The organism is Leptospira terpstrae serovar Hualin str. LT 11-33 = ATCC 700639, assembly GCF_000332495.1.
In the GTDB taxonomy this organism is placed as follows: Bacteria; Spirochaetota; Leptospiria; order Leptospirales; family Leptospiraceae; genus Leptospira_A; species Leptospira_A terpstrae.
This window is the reverse complement of record NZ_AOGW02000010.1, coordinates 479,825-495,524: the sequence shown is the minus strand read 5'-3', so window position 1 is coordinate 495,524 and position 15,700 is coordinate 479,825. Positions and strand designations below refer to the sequence as shown.

Annotated in this window: 16 protein-coding genes; 12 read left to right on the top strand and 4 right to left on the bottom strand. The window is 39.8% G+C overall.

The features are described from left to right. Position 1: 1 nt before the first annotated feature. Both LEP1GSC203_RS10740 and lepA read right to left on the bottom strand, forming a co-directional pair. A complete protein-coding gene (locus LEP1GSC203_RS10740; protein WP_156808586.1) occupies positions 2–1,051 on the bottom strand; it encodes a hypothetical protein in 1,050 nt (349 codons plus the stop codon). 97 nt (positions 1,052–1,148) lie between these two features. Beyond that, positions 1,149–2,954 carry a translation elongation factor 4 gene (gene lepA, locus LEP1GSC203_RS10735; protein ID WP_002974348.1) on the bottom strand — a complete coding sequence of 602 codons (1,806 nt, stop codon included), beginning with the start codon at positions 2,952–2,954 and terminating at the stop codon, positions 1,149–1,151. Positions 2,955–3,076: 122 nt separating this feature from the next. Here lepA and eno point away from each other — a divergent pair, with 122 nt between their 5' ends. Genes eno through LEP1GSC203_RS10695 form a run of 8 tightly spaced genes read left to right on the top strand, consistent with a single transcriptional unit; the run spans position 3,077 to position 10,438 of the window. Then, positions 3,077–4,378, top strand: a complete 1,302-nt coding sequence (gene eno / locus LEP1GSC203_RS10730; RefSeq protein ID WP_002973840.1) for a phosphopyruvate hydratase — start codon at positions 3,077–3,079, stop codon at positions 4,376–4,378. Between the two features lies 1 nt (position 4,379). After that, a complete protein-coding gene (locus LEP1GSC203_RS10725) occupies positions 4,380–4,844 on the top strand; it encodes an FtsB family cell division protein (RefSeq protein ID WP_002973615.1) in 465 nt (154 codons plus the stop codon). A 1-nt stretch (position 4,845) separates the two neighbouring features. Beyond that, a complete protein-coding gene (locus LEP1GSC203_RS10720; RefSeq protein WP_002974223.1) occupies positions 4,846–5,454 on the top strand; it encodes a ClpP family protease in 609 nt (202 codons plus the stop codon). Next, positions 5,441–6,451: a YheT family hydrolase gene (locus tag LEP1GSC203_RS10715; RefSeq protein WP_002973812.1), complete on the top strand. Its 1,011-nt coding sequence runs from the start codon at positions 5,441–5,443 to the stop codon at positions 6,449–6,451. The genes LEP1GSC203_RS10720 and LEP1GSC203_RS10715 overlap by 14 nt, the downstream gene beginning before the upstream one ends. A gap of 33 nt (positions 6,452–6,484) precedes the next feature. Further along, the gene (locus LEP1GSC203_RS10710) at positions 6,485–7,870 is read left to right on the top strand and encodes a TldD/PmbA family protein (RefSeq protein ID WP_002974467.1); all 1,386 of its coding nucleotides are present in this window, start codon (positions 6,485–6,487) and stop codon (positions 7,868–7,870) included. Next, a complete protein-coding gene (locus tag LEP1GSC203_RS10705) occupies positions 7,870–9,249 on the top strand; it encodes a TldD/PmbA family protein (RefSeq protein ID WP_002974361.1) in 1,380 nt (459 codons plus the stop codon). Before LEP1GSC203_RS10710 ends, LEP1GSC203_RS10705 begins: the two co-directional genes overlap by 1 nt. A gap of 3 nt (positions 9,250–9,252) precedes the next feature. Next, on the top strand, positions 9,253–9,786 hold the full coding sequence (locus LEP1GSC203_RS10700) for a DUF4416 family protein (protein WP_002973676.1): 534 nt from the start codon (positions 9,253–9,255) through the stop codon (positions 9,784–9,786). Beyond that, positions 9,761–10,438 (top strand): hypothetical protein, encoded by a 678-nt coding sequence (locus LEP1GSC203_RS10695; protein WP_002973610.1) that lies wholly within the window; start codon positions 9,761–9,763, stop codon positions 10,436–10,438. Before LEP1GSC203_RS10700 ends, LEP1GSC203_RS10695 begins: the two co-directional genes overlap by 26 nt. A gap of 22 nt (positions 10,439–10,460) precedes the next feature. Here the strand turns inward: LEP1GSC203_RS10695 and LEP1GSC203_RS10690 are convergent, their stop codons facing one another. Beyond that, positions 10,461–11,210 (bottom strand): diacylglycerol/polyprenol kinase family protein, encoded by a 750-nt coding sequence (locus LEP1GSC203_RS10690; protein WP_002973761.1) that lies wholly within the window; start codon positions 11,208–11,210, stop codon positions 10,461–10,463. A gap of 3 nt (positions 11,211–11,213) precedes the next feature. Further along, entirely contained in the window at positions 11,214–11,570 is a 357-nt protein-coding gene (locus tag LEP1GSC203_RS10685; RefSeq protein ID WP_002973885.1) for an STAS domain-containing protein, read from the bottom strand. A 73-nt stretch (positions 11,571–11,643) separates the two neighbouring features. On the opposite strand from LEP1GSC203_RS10685, the gene LEP1GSC203_RS10680 reads away from it, so the two are divergent. The 4 genes from LEP1GSC203_RS10680 to LEP1GSC203_RS10665 all read left to right on the top strand — a co-directional run bounded on the left by LEP1GSC203_RS10680 (position 11,644) and on the right by LEP1GSC203_RS10665 (position 15,679). After that, positions 11,644–11,943 (top strand): hypothetical protein, encoded by a 300-nt coding sequence (locus LEP1GSC203_RS10680; protein WP_002974017.1) that lies wholly within the window; start codon positions 11,644–11,646, stop codon positions 11,941–11,943. Positions 11,944–11,975: 32 nt separating this feature from the next. Beyond that, the gene (locus LEP1GSC203_RS10675) at positions 11,976–13,493 is read left to right on the top strand and encodes an LIC12015 family putative lipoprotein (protein WP_002974095.1); all 1,518 of its coding nucleotides are present in this window, start codon (positions 11,976–11,978) and stop codon (positions 13,491–13,493) included. 104 nt (positions 13,494–13,597) lie between these two features. After that, positions 13,598–13,993: a helix-turn-helix domain-containing protein gene (locus tag LEP1GSC203_RS10670; RefSeq protein ID WP_015678327.1), complete on the top strand. Its 396-nt coding sequence runs from the start codon at positions 13,598–13,600 to the stop codon at positions 13,991–13,993. Between the two features lie 99 nt (positions 13,994–14,092). Then, positions 14,093–15,679 carry a sodium-dependent transporter gene (locus LEP1GSC203_RS10665; protein WP_002974226.1) on the top strand — a complete coding sequence of 529 codons (1,587 nt, stop codon included), beginning with the start codon at positions 14,093–14,095 and terminating at the stop codon, positions 15,677–15,679. Positions 15,680–15,700 lie beyond the last annotated feature (21 nt).

Genomic DNA, 15,700 nt, shown 5'->3' with positions numbered 1-15,700 from the left:
TTTAATTCCGATTGAATACCAAATCTAAATGTTGGATTTGGCCCCCTTGGTGGAGGTAGAAAATCGGAATCATTTCGCCCGAGGGGGATCGTTTTAGAAATTGGTTATCATTAAGATTAAATTCTGGATTTTCTCCTGTCGGAAATTTCTTTCCTAAATCTTCTTTCCCCTCTACAGGAAGATTGATTCCCTGCCCGTTTTTTCTATCTAAATATCCTAATGGCAATTCGTATATTTCTCGTAGCATAGAATTCACTGTGATACCACTATAGACCGGTTCCAGTAGGATATCCGTGTTGCGGAAAAACCAGCCAATCCAATCTTTCCGCTCTTGGTTTTTCTTTCCAAATTTAGCTGGTTTTTTGTTTGGAATGGGGAAAGCATTTTCTGTTGGAAGTTCCAAAATCTGTTCCTTGGGAATGGGAATGTTTTTAAGCCCCAACTGGATTTGTAAATCTTTCACTTTTTCTAGCCACTTTTGTTTCGATTCTCCCACCATCACACCCAGAACCAAAATAGAACTTCCATCGAAATAATCAAAGGCAGAAAGAAAACTTGCACCGGAACCAATCTCTAAAACTAGGATTGCCTTTTTATAGTTTAGAGATTGGATCGCATCTTCGGATTTTTTCCAAAAGGATTGGAGTCCAAGGATCTGGCCTGGATGGATTCCAAATTCAGGAAGTACAAGTCCTGGATAGTTGTTTTGTCTTTCGAGCCAAACTTGATAAGCGATTTTTCTATTCGCATAACAATCGATAGATTGCGAATGACTTCTAACGAGTCTTTCATTGTAGGTTCTTAAATTTGGGTCTCTTGTATAAGCGATTGTGTCTACTTTGATTCCATGACACCGAAGGATAAAAGTGAAACTGGCCAAATAATTTCCATGAATCGAACCCCAAAGTAGAACTTTGGAAGTATTGACCGTTTTCAGAATTTCTAGAATGCCCTGCAGCTTTCGCCACTTAGTTCCAAATCCCAAAGGAAGTTTGTCATCACGAAAGAAATAGAGATGGGGAATGGAACCGAGTCCGGATCCAAAAGACAATTCCTTCGAAGATGGGAATTTTAAACCTTCGAAGGTGGAAAGTGCCGCAAGAGGCACTTCTGAAATATGGAGGGGGAAATCTAACGAAAGTTCGACTTTAGTCCCCGGTTTTCAAAATGGAAAGGAAGGCTTCCTGAGGAATCTCCACGTTTCCAATTTGTTTCATTCGTTTTTTACCTTCTTTCTGTTTTTCGAGAAGTTTCTTTTTACGAGAAATATCGCCACCGTAACATTTTGCTGTCACGTTTTTACGAAGGGCAGATATACTTTCCCGTGCTACCACTTTTGCTCCAATCGCTGCTTGCAAAGGAATCATAAACTGGTGACGAGGAATTAGGTCTTTTAATTTTTCTATGATCACACGTCCCCTGTCTTCGGCTTTCGATTTATGGACAATGGAGGAAAGAGCATCGACTGGTTCCCCATTCACAAGAATATCCATACGAACGAGTTTCGAGTCCCGGTATCCTATTTCTTCGTAATCCAAAGAAGCATATCCTTTTGTATAGGATTTGAGTTTGTCATAGAATTCAAAAATAAGTTCTGCCAGGGGAAGTTCATACGTGAGTTGGAGTTTGTCTTTGGAAAGATAAACTGTATCCATATGGATTCCGCGTTTATCAATCACAAGGGACATGATATTCCCAACATAAGACTCTGGTGCAATGATGGTTGCTTTCACAAAGGGTTCTTCTGACTTTCCAATAAGAATTGGTTCAGGCCATTTACTCGGGTTATCGACTTCAATGACCTCATCTTTCGTTGTGGTGATTCGAAATTTCACCGAAGGAGCTGTCGTAATGAGAGCTAAGTTAAATTCCCTCTCTAATCTTTCCTGGACAATTTCCATATGCAAAAGGCCCAAATATCCTACACGGAAACCAAAACCAAGGGCAGCTGAATTTTCTCTTTCGAAAGTGAGAGCTGAGTCGTTTAACTTTAGTTTTTCGATTGCATCAACGAGAGCATCAAAGTCTTCCCCGTTAATCGGGAAAAGACCAGCAAAAACCATAGGTTTTGCATCTTTAAATCCTTTGACATCTTCTGCGGTTTGACGATTCGCATGAGTGATGGTATCTCCCGTTTTGGCATCCCCCATCTTTTTCATACCCGCTACTACATAACCTACATCCCCAGCTTGGAGTTCTTCGCAAGATACCATGGAGAGACGGTTGATTCCGACTTCAGTGACTGTAAACTGACGGCCAATGTTCATCATATGGATCATTTCCCCTTTGCGAAGTTTGCCGTCATACAATCGAACTTTGGCAACTACACCCATATAGGTATCAAAGAAGGAATCATAAATGAGAGCCTTAAGAGGAGCCTCTACATCGCCCACTGGTGGAGGTAGTAAATAACAAATTGCTTCCAGTACTTCCTGAACGTTCAGACCTGTTTTTGCAGAAATGGGAATGGCTTCTTCGGGATTGAGTCCCAAAGACTCTTCAATCATCAATTTACATTTGTCTACGTCCGCAGAAGGAAGATCTATTTTATTAATAACGGGGATTATGCGAAGGTTGAGATCCATCGCTAAGTATAAATTTGCTAGAGTTTGTGCTTCTACACCTTGACTTGCATCCACAATGAGTAAAACCCCTTCGCAGGCTGCAAGGGAGCGGGACACTTCATACGTAAAATCCACGTGGCCAGGAGTATCAATTAAATTCAGGTGATACACATTCCCATCTTTGGCATGATAATCAAAAGAAGCATTATTGGCTTTGATTGTGATCCCACGTTCTCTTTCGATGTCCATGGAATCGAGAATTTGGTCTTTTTTTGTCCTTTGGTCCGTGACAAGACCAATCTCAAGCAAACGATCCGCCAGAGTGGATTTTCCATGGTCGACATGGGCGATAATGGAAAAATTGCGGGTGAATTTTTGGCGTTCGTTCACGGTTCCCTCTTCTTTTTAAGTCATTTTCCTGGAACTCGGCTCTTTGTCGAAAAAGTTTATTGTCAGAGGCTTAAATTTCCTAAGACTGGGAGGAAATTATCCCTTAGGAGAAACAATTCCCGATGTCCCAAAAAGATAGCATTCGTACCGTCCAAGCCCGTGAAATCATGGATTCCAGAGGAAATCCAACCGTTGAAGTGGATGTCACTTTGGAAGACGGTTCCTTTGGTCGAGCGGCGGTTCCCTCCGGTGCGTCTACAGGCGAACACGAAGCAGTAGAACTTCGTGACGGTGATAAAAAAAGATACTCCGGAAAAGGTGTACTAAAAGCCGTAGAAAATGTAAATTCTAAAATTTCTAAATCCATCTTAGGCCTTTCGGCAACTAACCAGCTTTTAATTGATGGAACTATGATCTCACTCGATGGAACTGCCAATAAATCGAAGTTAGGTGCCAATGCCCTTTTGGGAGTTTCAATGGCAGTAGCGAAAGCTGCAGCAGTTCATGCGGGACTTCCCCTCTATCGTTATATTGGTGGAACCTTTGCTCGTGAACTTCCGGTTCCCATGATGAATATCATCAATGGCGGTGCTCACGCAGATAACAATATTGACTTTCAAGAATTTATGATCCTTCCTGTTTCTGCTCCTAACTTTCGTGAAGCTCTTCGTATGGGTGCTGAAGTTTTCCATAGCCTAAAGACAGTTTTGAAAGGAAAAGGACTAAATACTGCTGTGGGTGACGAAGGTGGATTTGCTCCTAACCTAACTAGCAACAGTGAAGCCATTGAAGTGATCCTCACTGCGATTGAAAAGGCAGGTTATAAACCAGACCTCGACATCAAAATTGGATTGGATTGTGCAGCATCTGAGTTCTATGATGAGAAGAAAAAGAAATATGTTCTAAAAGCAGAGAAAAAACCAGAGAAGACTGCCGAAGAACTAGTAGAATACTACTCAAATTTAGTGTCCAAGTATCCGATCATTACTATGGAAGACGGCCTGGATGAAAACGATTGGACTGGCTGGAAAAAACTTTCCGAAAAACTGGGAAAAAAGATCCAACTTGTGGGGGATGATTTGTTCGTAACCAACATCAAAAAACTCTCTCAAGGGATAAGTAAAGGGATTGGTAACTCCATTCTCATCAAAGTGAACCAAATCGGGACTCTGACAGAAACTCTCAGTGCCATCGAAATGGCCAAAAAAGCCCAGTATACGGCTGTTGTATCCCATAGATCGGGAGAAACAGAAGATGCCACCATTTCTCATATTGCCGTGGCTACGAACTGTGGCCAGATCAAAACAGGATCTCTCAGCCGAACAGACAGGATCGCAAAATACAACGAACTCCTTCGGATCGAAGAAGAACTTGGTAAAAATGCAAGCTTTAGCGGAGTAAACACTTTTTATAACTTAAGGTAATATGACACCAACGAAAGCCTCCCTACTCGTAACTTATATTTGTGCTGGTCTCTACCTCGGTCTTTTGTCCGAGTCTGGGATCGCCGAACGTATGCGCCTTGAGAAGGAATTACAAAGTCTCAATGCCGAAGTGGAGAGGCTTGTGGTGGAAAACCAAGGGTTGGAAGAAAAAGAACGCCGACTAAAAAATGATGCTTATGCCTTAGAACAGGAAGCTAGGAAGTACTATTTACTTTCTGAAACTGCTCATGTATTGAAATTCGAAGAAATGCCATCGTTATCTACACAAAAATCAAAGGCTTTACCTTCCCCCATTCGCACCGCAGGGCTTGGTGGAGAATGGAAAGAACCACCCCTCTTTTTGTTACGTTTCTTTTTTATTTCTTTCAGTGTTTTCCTGATTCTAGGCGTTTACTTCAAGCTGAAACGCTTGCCTCATACGTCTAAACAGGAAAGACTGAATTAATATGCCAGAAGAAGAAACACCAGATAAAGAAATCTCAGAAACCATTCAAGATCTCATCAGTGACAAAAACATGGGAAAGAAGTTCCTCGAAAAAAGGAAAATCTTTCTCTGGGGACCAGTCACTGACGAATCCTCTAAGGAACTGACTGCCAAATTGATGTATTTGGAAATGGCAGATCCTGGAAAACCAATTACGTTTTATATCAATAGCCCCGGTGGTGTTGTCACCTCAGGACTTGTTGTCTATGATACCATGCAAATGATTTCCTCTCCAGTGCATACTGTGTGTATGGGAATGGCGGCTTCTATGGGCTCGATTCTACTCATTGGTGGGAAAAAAGGAAATCGTTACATTTGGCCTAATGGTCGAGTGATGATCCACCAACCTTCCATTGGAGGACAAATCCAGGCTCCGGCAACGGATTTACTTATCCATGCGCAGGACATAGTTAAAACTAAAGAAAAACTCAATCAAATGTTAGCGGATGCTTGTGGCAAATCCTACGAACAATTGGTGGAAGACACCGATCGCGATTATTACATGGATGCCGAACAAGCTCTTGCTTACGGAATTGTGGATAAAATCGTAAACACAATTGACGTCGTCTAACAGAGAGTTTAAACCAAGAAGATTTTTAGAAGGTAGGCATTTACAAACTGTCTACAATGTACTTTTTCCTCCAGATAATTCGCTGGAGGATGAGTATTATTCAGAGAGTATCCTCATTCCTACCAATGACCGGTCTGGGGACATTCTTTGGTTAGAACACAATCCCCCTTTATCACAAGTCCGTAAAAAAGCATCCAAATGGAATGGATATTACTTACTTCTCATTCACGGAATGGAAGGAAGTTCTGAATCTCATTATATGGTGAGTGCTGGCAAAGAAGCATTAAACCGTGGTTATGGTGTCATACGGATGAATTTACGTAACTGTGGACGAGGACTTGGACTTGCCAAAAAACCATATAATGCGGGCCAGTCCGAAGATATAGAAGCTGTATTAGAATATATATATAAACATTTTACCAAATCCATTTTTGTTTCTGGGTTTTCCTTATCTGCCAATATGGTAGTGAAGTTTTTTGGGGAAAAAAGACAACATTATGCAAAAGCATTTTCTGCTACTTCTCCCCCTTTGGATTTAAAACGAAGTTGTGACTTTATTGATTCCCGTGCTGGGAATTTTTATCGGGATCATTTTTTAGATACCATGAAAGAAAAAGTAACTTCAGGTGTTTACGATATCCCTGATAAAATCAAAGAAAGAGTTCTTCGTAGTAAGTCCTTTTTTGATTTTGATGATTTTTTTACGGCACCAATTGCTGGTTATGCGAATGTTTTAGAATATTACAACATTTGTTCTGGGGTGAAATATTTAGGTGGGATTAAAATCCCGGGCCTACTCGTTCATGCAGACGATGATCCTGTGGTTCCTTCGGAAGTTTGGCATGAAATTCGTTGGAAGTCTTTCCCTTTGTTGCAGACAGTGCTTACGGAAAAAGGGGGACATGTTGGATTTATCAGTGACCCATCTCCTGACAATCCTGAGGGAAGATGGCTTCCTCGCATTTTACTCGATTTTTTTGATTCTCAAATCAAATAGTATAACAATAATTAGAATAGAAGGTAAGGGCTAATGCGCAACTTATTAAAAGAATGTTTGGCGGAAGAGTCTGGATTTGTAGAATTACGATACCATCATAAAGAAAGTCGTTCCTTTCATGCGGAAAGAGGACGAGTTGAGTCCACTGCCCTTCGGAAACGGACGGGGATTGGAGTTCGTGTATTAGAAGCAGGAACCTGGGGTTTTGCTTCGACCAGCGAAATTACAAAATCATCCATTCAGAATGCCATCCAAGTAGCCAAAAAAGCTGCTCGCCTATCCTCTGCTCTCAGAAAAGACAAAATCCCTAACCTCCCCAAAGCAAACTTTGCCATCGGAGATTTTATTGGGAAAGGAATTGAAGACTTTCGCACTCGAACTGTAGAAGAAAAATTGAAACTGGTCCTCGACATCCAAAATGCAGCGGCCAAACAATCGGCAAAACTCCAATCCGTTGGTTGTGGGTATTCTGAAATTTATGAAGAAAAAGCCATTGTGACAACCGATGGTGCAGATAGTTTTTTTAGTATGGTACGACCTGAATTTCGAGTCTCAGCTGTTGCCAAAGAAGATGGAAAGATGGAATCGGGATCGCATTCTATTGGTGTGACTGGGGGTTGGGACTGTTTGTTTCGCTCACAGTCAGCCACAGAGATTTCCGAAGAAGCTTGTAAAACCGCAGTGGATTTACTCTCCAGCGTATTGCCTGATGGTGGACTTTCCACTGTCATCCTTTCTCCTTCGATTGTAGGCCTACTTGTGCATGAAGCCATCGGTCACACTGTGGAGGCCGATTTTGTTCTCTCTGGTTCCGTTGCCCAAGGTAAAATTGGACAACGAGTTGGATCTGACCTCGTCACGTTATGTGACTCCGGATTTTCTGAATACTATGAAGGTGCTGGTGGATCCATACCTGTGGATGATGAGGGCCTCCTTCCTACAAACACCGTGATCATAAAAAACGGAATTTTAACTTCCTATTTACACAATAGAGAAACAGCAGAACGGTTTGGTGTGGCACCCACTGGCTCGGCAAGGGCTTGGGAATATGGAGATGTACCCCTCATCCGCATGCGAAATACCTTTCTTGTTCCTGGCGATTCTAGTTTAGAAGAAATGATCGCAAACACAAAGGATGGATACTATTTGGATGGAGCTAAAAACGGACAGGCAGATGCTACTGGTGAATTTATGTTTGCCGTTCAAAAAGCTTACCGCATCCAAAATGGAAAGATCACAGATCTTTTAAAGGGAGTCACTGTTTCTGGACTGGCTTTTGATGTATTACAAAATGTAGATATGGTTTCAAAAGAATTCAAATGGGATTTGGGTTCTGGGCACTGTGGCAAAGGACAACCTGCGAAAGTAGATGCCGGTGGGCCTTACGTGAGAACCAAAGTATTATTAGGTGGTAAATAATGGATCGTTTATCGATTGAAAAACGGTTAGACGGCCAAAAGGAACTACTTTCCGGACTTGTAAAAAAGGCAAAATCCAATGGAATCGACCAAGTGGAAATTTATTCCAGTTATGGTTATTCGGAAGATGTCAGTTTAGAAAAAAATGACTTAAACAACTGTACGGCGACAGAAGAAAATATGTTTGGAATCCGTGTAATTGCGGAGGGTAACCAAGGTTTTATCATATCCAACCATATTCCAAGCCTATACCAGTCCATTGAAGAAGCGTATAGTTTAGCCAAAAGCCAATCCACTCCTGATTTTGATTTGGGCCTTCCTGAACCCGAATCCATTCCCAATCATTTCAATCAGTATGATCTATCTTTGGATACGATGGGAATTGAAGACTTAGTGGCGACTGCAAAGGAAGCGCTTGGTTGGCGTAACGACTTATATTCAAAGGTCAATATTGATTCGGGAGATTTTTCGCTTAGCAAAGGTTATAAACTCATTGTATCTTCAAAGGGTGTCATGGCACATGAGCTAGGAGCGGAACTTTCTGCTTCGGTGATGGGAATGGGTGTGGATGGGGATTTAGTCGGAAGTTTTGATTATGATTCTGCCAGTGGTTTTAACAAAGACCAATTCCATACCCTTTGGAAAAAGGCTTTTACAAACTTTGGTGATAAGTGTATGGGTGCCCTTTATGCAAAACCAATCTCTGGATTTCAGGGTAAAGTTTTACTTCCGCCAGAAGCCGTGTATTCTTTTTTTCTGGGACTTTTTATTGGTTCTTTAAATGGAACAAGCCTTAGAAAAGGAAAATCGAAAATGGCAGGGAAACTGGAAGAAAAGGTAGCCTCTTCCTTACTTTCGATTTGGGACGACCCAACAAACGAACGTTTTATGGGATCTACTGGATTTGATAGAGAAGGTCTCCCTACTTCTAAAAAACCAATCCTCACAGAGGGAGTTTTGCATACTTATTTTTACAATACTTATGAAGCCAAAAAAGCTGGCCTAATCAAATCCAATGGTTGTGCTACTGGTGGAGCCCAAAGCCTACCAGGTTGCGGACCCAAACAATTGCAGATTGCCCCTGGATCTTCTTCCAAGGAGGAGTTTTTTAAACTACCCGGTAAAACTTTATTTGTGAACCGAATTTCTGGAACCAAAGACGGTGCTTCTGGAGATTTCTCTGGAGTGATTAAAGGTGGTTATGTTCTTGAGAATGGGGAAAAAATTCCAGTGCGAGAAGTGCAAATCGTAGGAAATGCATTTGATACCCTAAACCAAATCGAAGCCATCTCTAAGGAAGGGGAACTTTTGGGTGAGTCTTCTTTTGTTCCTTATATGTTATTAGATGGTTTTACAATCACAGGGGTTACGGAAAACTAAGGTATGCCACAAGAGTTTTTAGAAAGACCTCCCGGTGCTGCTTTTTTTCTCATCCTCTCCTACGAACAAGAGGACATTCTTTTTGAGTTAAAGGCAATGGGCGAAAAACGTTTTTCTAAAATTCTTTATGAGTCTGTCCTTCTCCCCAAATGGACTCCTGATGAAACGGAAAGGGAATTTGCTTATCCGGGACGATGGACCAAAGTTCTTTCCTTCAAACAAAGGATCCATAGAGAAGAACTTGTTGAGAAAAAAAGAGAATGTTTGGAATTTCAAACTCTTTTACAAAAAAAAGATCAAAGTGTGCTTTTAATTCCTGGATATGTTACTTCGCATAATATAGTGATTGCGAAATCTAAGGATGATTTTCATAGGATGTATTTGTTCCAAGGGGTTTTTGGGGAAACTGTGTATCATTTTTCCAGAGGCCAACTAGTTGTACCAAACACGGCACAAAATTACTTTCGGGAAAAAGAGGTTAGCTATTTTTTTAATACATTAAGAGAATCCTATGAATTCAATAAGTTCAAATCCTAACATCTTAAAAAATTCGAAACGAATCATAAATAGTCAAAATTGCTTTCATGGAATGGAATTTGTCATCATCAGAAACCATCGTATTTTTTCTTTTCGCAATCTAAATCATACGATTTCAATATTTGTTTTATTCTTGTTTAGTATAACTTCTCTTTTGATAGGATGTGAATCCAAACCTGCGCAAATCTTTCAGTTCTGTGATAATTTTAATGAACCTTTAGATTGTACGGAACCCAAAACTGAAAAAGATATTGTATTTTTAGACCAAAAGTTGTTTAAAAAAGAAAATCCTAACTATGAAGATTTTGGAAATTTTCTTTATTTTACAGCCAGAGAAACTCCAGGTTTTCGTTTAGTGCTTTCAAAGCCATACAATGGTTTAGATAAACAAACATTTCGTTCTGAATATGTTGCCTATTTGAAATATGGAAGTACTTCCGAAAGAATGGAAGGGAATTTATTTCAAAACAATCTTGTAGTATCGTTTCATTATTTAGGAGCACTTCTGAAAGAAGAGTTTCGTCATAAAGGAATCGATAAGTCTAGTTTTGTGCTTTCGGCACTGGGACCCATTCTTTTGGAATATAAGGTGATTGTTCCGGGGATGGAACCAATCACCAAACAAAGAACTGTCGAACTACGCTGGAAATAACCAGATTAGGTTTTACCGTTAGTTACTTTTGAATGTAGAGTGCCTGCGGATCGAAGAAAAAATCCATGGGTGTGTAATCCAAATACAATAAAGAAAGCACAGAAAGGACAATAGCTCCTACGACGGGAATGAGAAGGTTGTCGTCAATCAGTCCTTTCGCAGTTGTGCTGGCAAAAAACTCAGTTACGCAAGCTGCCACTACAGAAAAGAAAACTAAGTAAATTGGTGTCCATAAAAGCTCTGTTTGTGGGTCGAAGATCGCAAGAAAACTACCTGGTTGGGACTTTGTAATAAGAAATAATGCGAGAACAGAAAATAAAAATGCCGGAATTAAAAATCCAACAATCCCTTCTAGAGATTTCCCATTATAGAATCTATGTTTGCCATACCGACTCCCTACGTAAGCGGCAAAAGGATCTCCTATTACTAAAAATAAAATCGCAAGTATCGCAATCTCTGCGGGAAAGAACAATACAACGAGAAAATTAGCAAAAAAATAAGGAACAGTTCCGTTGAATCTTTGCCTTTCGGATTCTTTCATTAGAAATCCAAAGTATTTGTAAAAGAAGTTTTCAAAACCGGAATGGTTAAGGCGAATCAGTTCTAATACAAAGAGTGCAAGAAGGAGTACTGCAAGTAAAGTGACAAGAATGGCACGCGTAGCATATACTAGACCGAACGCATCGCGGAAGGGATCAAAAAAAAGAGTCACGGGAATGATGAGCCCGAGCACATGCCAAATTTTACGGAAAAAATTAAATCCTGAATTCACGGTTTACCTACTGGGTCTTGAGGCCATTTTGAAAGCTGCCTCTTCATTATTAGCGATGGGAAATAAATTACGAACTCCTGCCATTAAAAATGCTTGTCTAACGCTTAACGGCAGATTGATTAAGATGATTTTGTGTTTGTGAAGAAAAGCTTCTTCGCTTAGGGTTTTGAAAGCGATGATTCCTTGGGTTGTCACCATATTCAATTCTTCTAGATCCAAAATGACAGATCCATGTTTTAGGGAATTGATTACCGATTTGATGCATTTCTCGGCAGTGAAGTTATTTAGATTTCCCTGCAATTTAGTAACATAAACAGTATCAATTTTTTCAGTGGAAACTACTAAATCATCTAGGCTCATAAAATTTGCTATTTTTCTTATTTCATTCTTGCACTCTATTGCAAGTAAATAAAACTTTTGGAAGGAGTGGTCTTTGAAGGTAACTGTTGCCCATTTATACAAAAAGCTGGAAGAACTGGACAGAGACGTCATTGAATTGAAAAAATTGACGGATCGGCTAGCTTCTGATCGGGAATATTCCCCCATTCTCAAAGAAACGTTTTTATCTGAGATGCATAAATTAGAGGATCAAAAATCGGAGATTCTCAAATTGAATGTGGCGAGTGCACTGCCTTTGGCTAAAAAACAAGCAGTGGCACCAGAAAAAACCATTCCAACCCCCACACAAGTTTCGGAACCAAAAAAGCCGGAAAAACCAGTTCGCAAATATTAAAGAATACTTAAGAAAATAGACAAGGAAATCCAATGAATCTAAACAAATTTTTCACTCTGGGTGTTATGCTCGGTTTGACGTTCGTATCACTTCTCAATTGCTCCAAGGATTCTGAAATCCTAGCGACCTTTGATGGTGGAACTGTAACTCGCAAAGAAATGAACTTTGTGATTGAGGCTTCGAAACGAGGAAATACAGAACCACAACCTATCAGTGCTGATATCCAAGCAAAAATTTTAGAAAGTATCGCTTTGGAAAAAATTCTATTAAAAGATGCAATCTCTTCCAAAAAAGTTTCGGAAGCGGATGTTCAAAAAATTGAGACTCTTGTAAATCAATTTTTGAAACTTAACGTTTATATGCGTGAGTATGTAAAAAATGGTTTAAAAGAAAAACCGTTAGAATTTGTAAATCTTCAACTAGCACTCGTTCGTGGTGAAGACGAAGCTGCGAATTTAAAAAAAGCAGAAGAATTGGCAAACAAATTGAATTCTTTGTCTAACAAAGAAATTGCAGAAGAAATTTCGAAAGTAACAGAAGATATCACAAGAAGACCTATTGCTGGAAAATTGGAACCTTTTTGTACGAACTGCGCTGAAACACCATTGGAAGATATTCTTACCGAAGTAAAGAAAGCAAAAAGAGGAACTTTTATTTCTTATGCGAAAGCAGGAGAAGGAAGAATTGCATATGTAGTTCGATCTACTGGAACGGAAAAGGTTCATCCAGAAAGACTTAAAAAATACTTCACATCCATTTTTGACGATTTTAAAAAAGAGGCTACTGAATATGCAAAAACTCATGATGATGCAGATTCAAAAGCATCCGTTGCTTACTTCACTGATGGAGAATCCGCAGACAAAGCAAACCAATTTGCTTCTCATACAATGAAAGAGTATGAACAAGGACTCTACCAAAAAGAACTGAAAAAAATTACAGAAGAAAGTGGAATCACTGTCGCAAATCTACCGCGTTTTTCTGGCCCAACAGATATTGATCCAAAAATCTTTACTCCTGATTACGCATTGTATTCCACTCGGGATGGAAAGAACTACACTTGGAAGGAATTGACTGCTGAATTTGAAGCCATTCCGACGGTTCTAAAACAAGAATATAAAGATGAAAAATCCAAAACTTGGGATATGCTCAATCTGTTTCAATCCACCATTCTCCAAGGAAAAATTGCAGAGACTTCAGACCGTGTCCAAGATGTAGGATCGGAAATTGGATATTTAATGCAAATGGATAAAATGAAAGTTTCTTTGGCATTAAAATCGCTACAAGATGAGATCAAAGCAATTCCCGTCACTGTGACTGAAACACAAATGAGAGATGCCTACGAAGCAGGAAAATTGTACGCTTATGCTGATCCAGATCCAAAAAACCCACAGAATCGCATTCCTAAGCCTTATTCTGCAGTTCGTGAACGAATCAAATCGGAAATGGAAGGTGCACAAAGGAATTCATTTATTGAACAGAAAGTATCAGGACTAAAAACTACTTACAACTTAGTCGTTGCGGCTGATCGTCTAAAAGAAGTTACATTATAACTTTCTCTTTCAAGTTTTAGAGTATGGCAAAATTTTTTTATTGAATTTTGCCATATTTGACATATTCTGACTGTTAGGGGGGATAAATGAACAATCACATTTACATGCTTCGAAAGAAGAGAGGTATCAAACAGTACGATATGGCAAGGGCACTGGGAGTTTCTCCGAGTTACCTATCCAAAATTGAGACTGGAGCCCAAGATCCGACTGAAAAATTCAAGTCATCTTGTGCAAAGTATCTCAAAACCTCTGTTGATAAACTTTTCAACGAAAGCGCTGTGGAAGACATCTACCCTGAGTTTTCCAATGGATTGAAAAACAAACTTTGGGCAGTCAGACGCGAATTAGGAATCAAACAATACGATTTCGCAAAGAAATTGAAGGTTTCTACTCCATTTCTGTCAAAAGTGGAACTTGGACTTTTGGAACCACCGGAAGATTTTAAGAATCTGGTCTCCAAAGTTCTAAAAATGGAAAAAAACGAGCTATTTCTCGGCTAATTTGAAAAATACCAAAGCAAGGCTACCAAGCCTTGCTTTTTCTTATCTCTAGACAAAAAGATTTTGTCACATAATTCCTACTGCATTCAATAGTCCCTGATGAAAGAGAGACAAGTGGAACACCACGATGGCTGGGCCAGTCGTATAGGTTTGATATTAGCCGTTGCGAGTGGTGCGATTGGGCTTGGGAATTTTTTACGATTTCCAGGACAAGCGGCACAAAATGGTGGTGGTGCCTTTATGGTACCCTACATCATTAGCTTCCTGATTCTCGGAATTCCTGTCTGTTTAGCAGAATGGACCATGGGTCGTATGGGTGGCAAACACGGGCACAGTACTCCTTTTATTTTTCGAGAGTATTTGAAAGGGTTTCCACTGAAACTTTCAGGTACGATCGGTGTGATGATTCCTGTGATGATCTATGTGTACTATGTATTTATAGAATCTTGGTGTTTGGCTTATGCGTATTACTTTCTTACAGGACAAATGTCTCTGAATGGCTCTACCCAAGACGAGATGACAAAACAGTCCTCTACATTTTTTTTACAACTTACTGGAGCCGATGCCAACGGATCCAGTTTTCAATCTCCCATTATCGTTTTCTTTCTCCTTTGTGTTTTGTTTAATTTTTTTCTTGTATACCGTGGTCTTTCCAAAGGACTCGAAGCTTTCGCAAAAATTGCAATGCCACTTATGGGCATTTGCGCAACCATCATCCTCATTCGAGTACTTACGATTCCAGGAATTGAGTCTGGTCTTGCGGTTATGTGGAACCCAGACTGGTCAAAACTTACCCAACCTAAAGTATGGATCAGTGCCGCAGGTCAAATTTTCTTTTCTTTATCAACGGGATTTGGGATCGCTCTTGTGTTCTCTAGTTTTTTGAAGAAAAAAGACGACGTGGTACTCTCTAGTCTATCCTCTGCTTCCTTGAACGAATTCGCAGAAGTGGTGTTTGGTGGTATGATTACCATCCCTGTTGCCTTTTTGTTTTTAGGAATGCAAGCTACTTCTTTTGGCACTTTTGGGATGGGTTTTATTGCACTTCCGTCTGTTTTTGGAATGATGCCTGGAGGGAGTTTTTTTGGTGGATTGTGGTTTCTTGTTCTATTCCTTGCTGCGATTACCTCTTCCGTAACTATGTTACAGCCTGGGATTTTATTTTTAGAGGAAGGATTCCATGTGAGTCGCCGCAAGTCTTCATTACTTTTGTTTCTGTTTACCTTCTTTTTGTGTCTTCCTATTATTTATTTTAACAAAGACTTTGCTGCCTTGGACATTGCTGACTTCTATATTGGAACCATTATGATTTATATTTTGGCTTCCATCCAAATCTTTATTTTTGTTTTTAAAATTGGAGTGGATAAGGGTGTGGAAGATGCAAATCAAGGAAGTCTAATCCCTTTTCCCAAATCGATTCGTTTTGTATTAAAATACATTACTCCATGGTTTTTGCTGTTTATCTTCGTTTCTTTTTGTTATATGAACCTACCTGAATATTTGGATAAAATGAATCCTGAGGTGATGGGACTTCTTGCTGAAAATAAAGGCGAAAATGTAGAAGATGCCAAAACAAAAGCAGTAGTGGCAAGATCAGTGGTAATAGGACTATTTTTGATCTACGGATTTATTTATCTTTTAGTTTCGAAAGCACTAGAAGTGAAAAAGGAAAAAGTGATTCTATGATTCCATCCGGAGAACTCAATT

Bases quoted from the DNA above. Each gene is read 5' to 3' on its own strand.
- LEP1GSC203_RS10670 (WP_015678327.1), top strand. From the start codon at position 13,598: ATGCTTCGAAAGAAGAGAGGTATCAAACAGTACGATATGGCAAGGGCA.
- eno (WP_002973840.1), top strand. From the start codon at position 3,077: ATGTCCCAAAAAGATAGCATTCGTACCGTCCAAGCCCGTGAAATCATG.
- LEP1GSC203_RS10665 (WP_002974226.1), top strand. From the start codon at position 14,093: ATGAAAGAGAGACAAGTGGAACACCACGATGGCTGGGCCAGTCGTATA.
- LEP1GSC203_RS10705 (WP_002974361.1), top strand. From the start codon at position 7,870: ATGGATCGTTTATCGATTGAAAAACGGTTAGACGGCCAAAAGGAACTA.
- LEP1GSC203_RS10675 (WP_002974095.1), top strand. From the start codon at position 11,976: ATGAATCTAAACAAATTTTTCACTCTGGGTGTTATGCTCGGTTTGACG.
- LEP1GSC203_RS10685 (WP_002973885.1), bottom strand. From the start codon at position 11,570: ATGAGCCTAGATGATTTAGTAGTTTCCACTGAAAAAATTGATACTGTT.
- LEP1GSC203_RS10710 (WP_002974467.1), top strand. From the start codon at position 6,485: ATGCGCAACTTATTAAAAGAATGTTTGGCGGAAGAGTCTGGATTTGTA.
- LEP1GSC203_RS10700 (WP_002973676.1), top strand. From the start codon at position 9,253: ATGCCACAAGAGTTTTTAGAAAGACCTCCCGGTGCTGCTTTTTTTCTC.
- LEP1GSC203_RS10720 (WP_002974223.1), top strand. From the start codon at position 4,846: ATGCCAGAAGAAGAAACACCAGATAAAGAAATCTCAGAAACCATTCAA.
- LEP1GSC203_RS10695 (WP_002973610.1), top strand. From the start codon at position 9,761: ATGAATTCAATAAGTTCAAATCCTAACATCTTAAAAAATTCGAAACGA.
- LEP1GSC203_RS10725 (WP_002973615.1), top strand. From the start codon at position 4,380: ATGACACCAACGAAAGCCTCCCTACTCGTAACTTATATTTGTGCTGGT.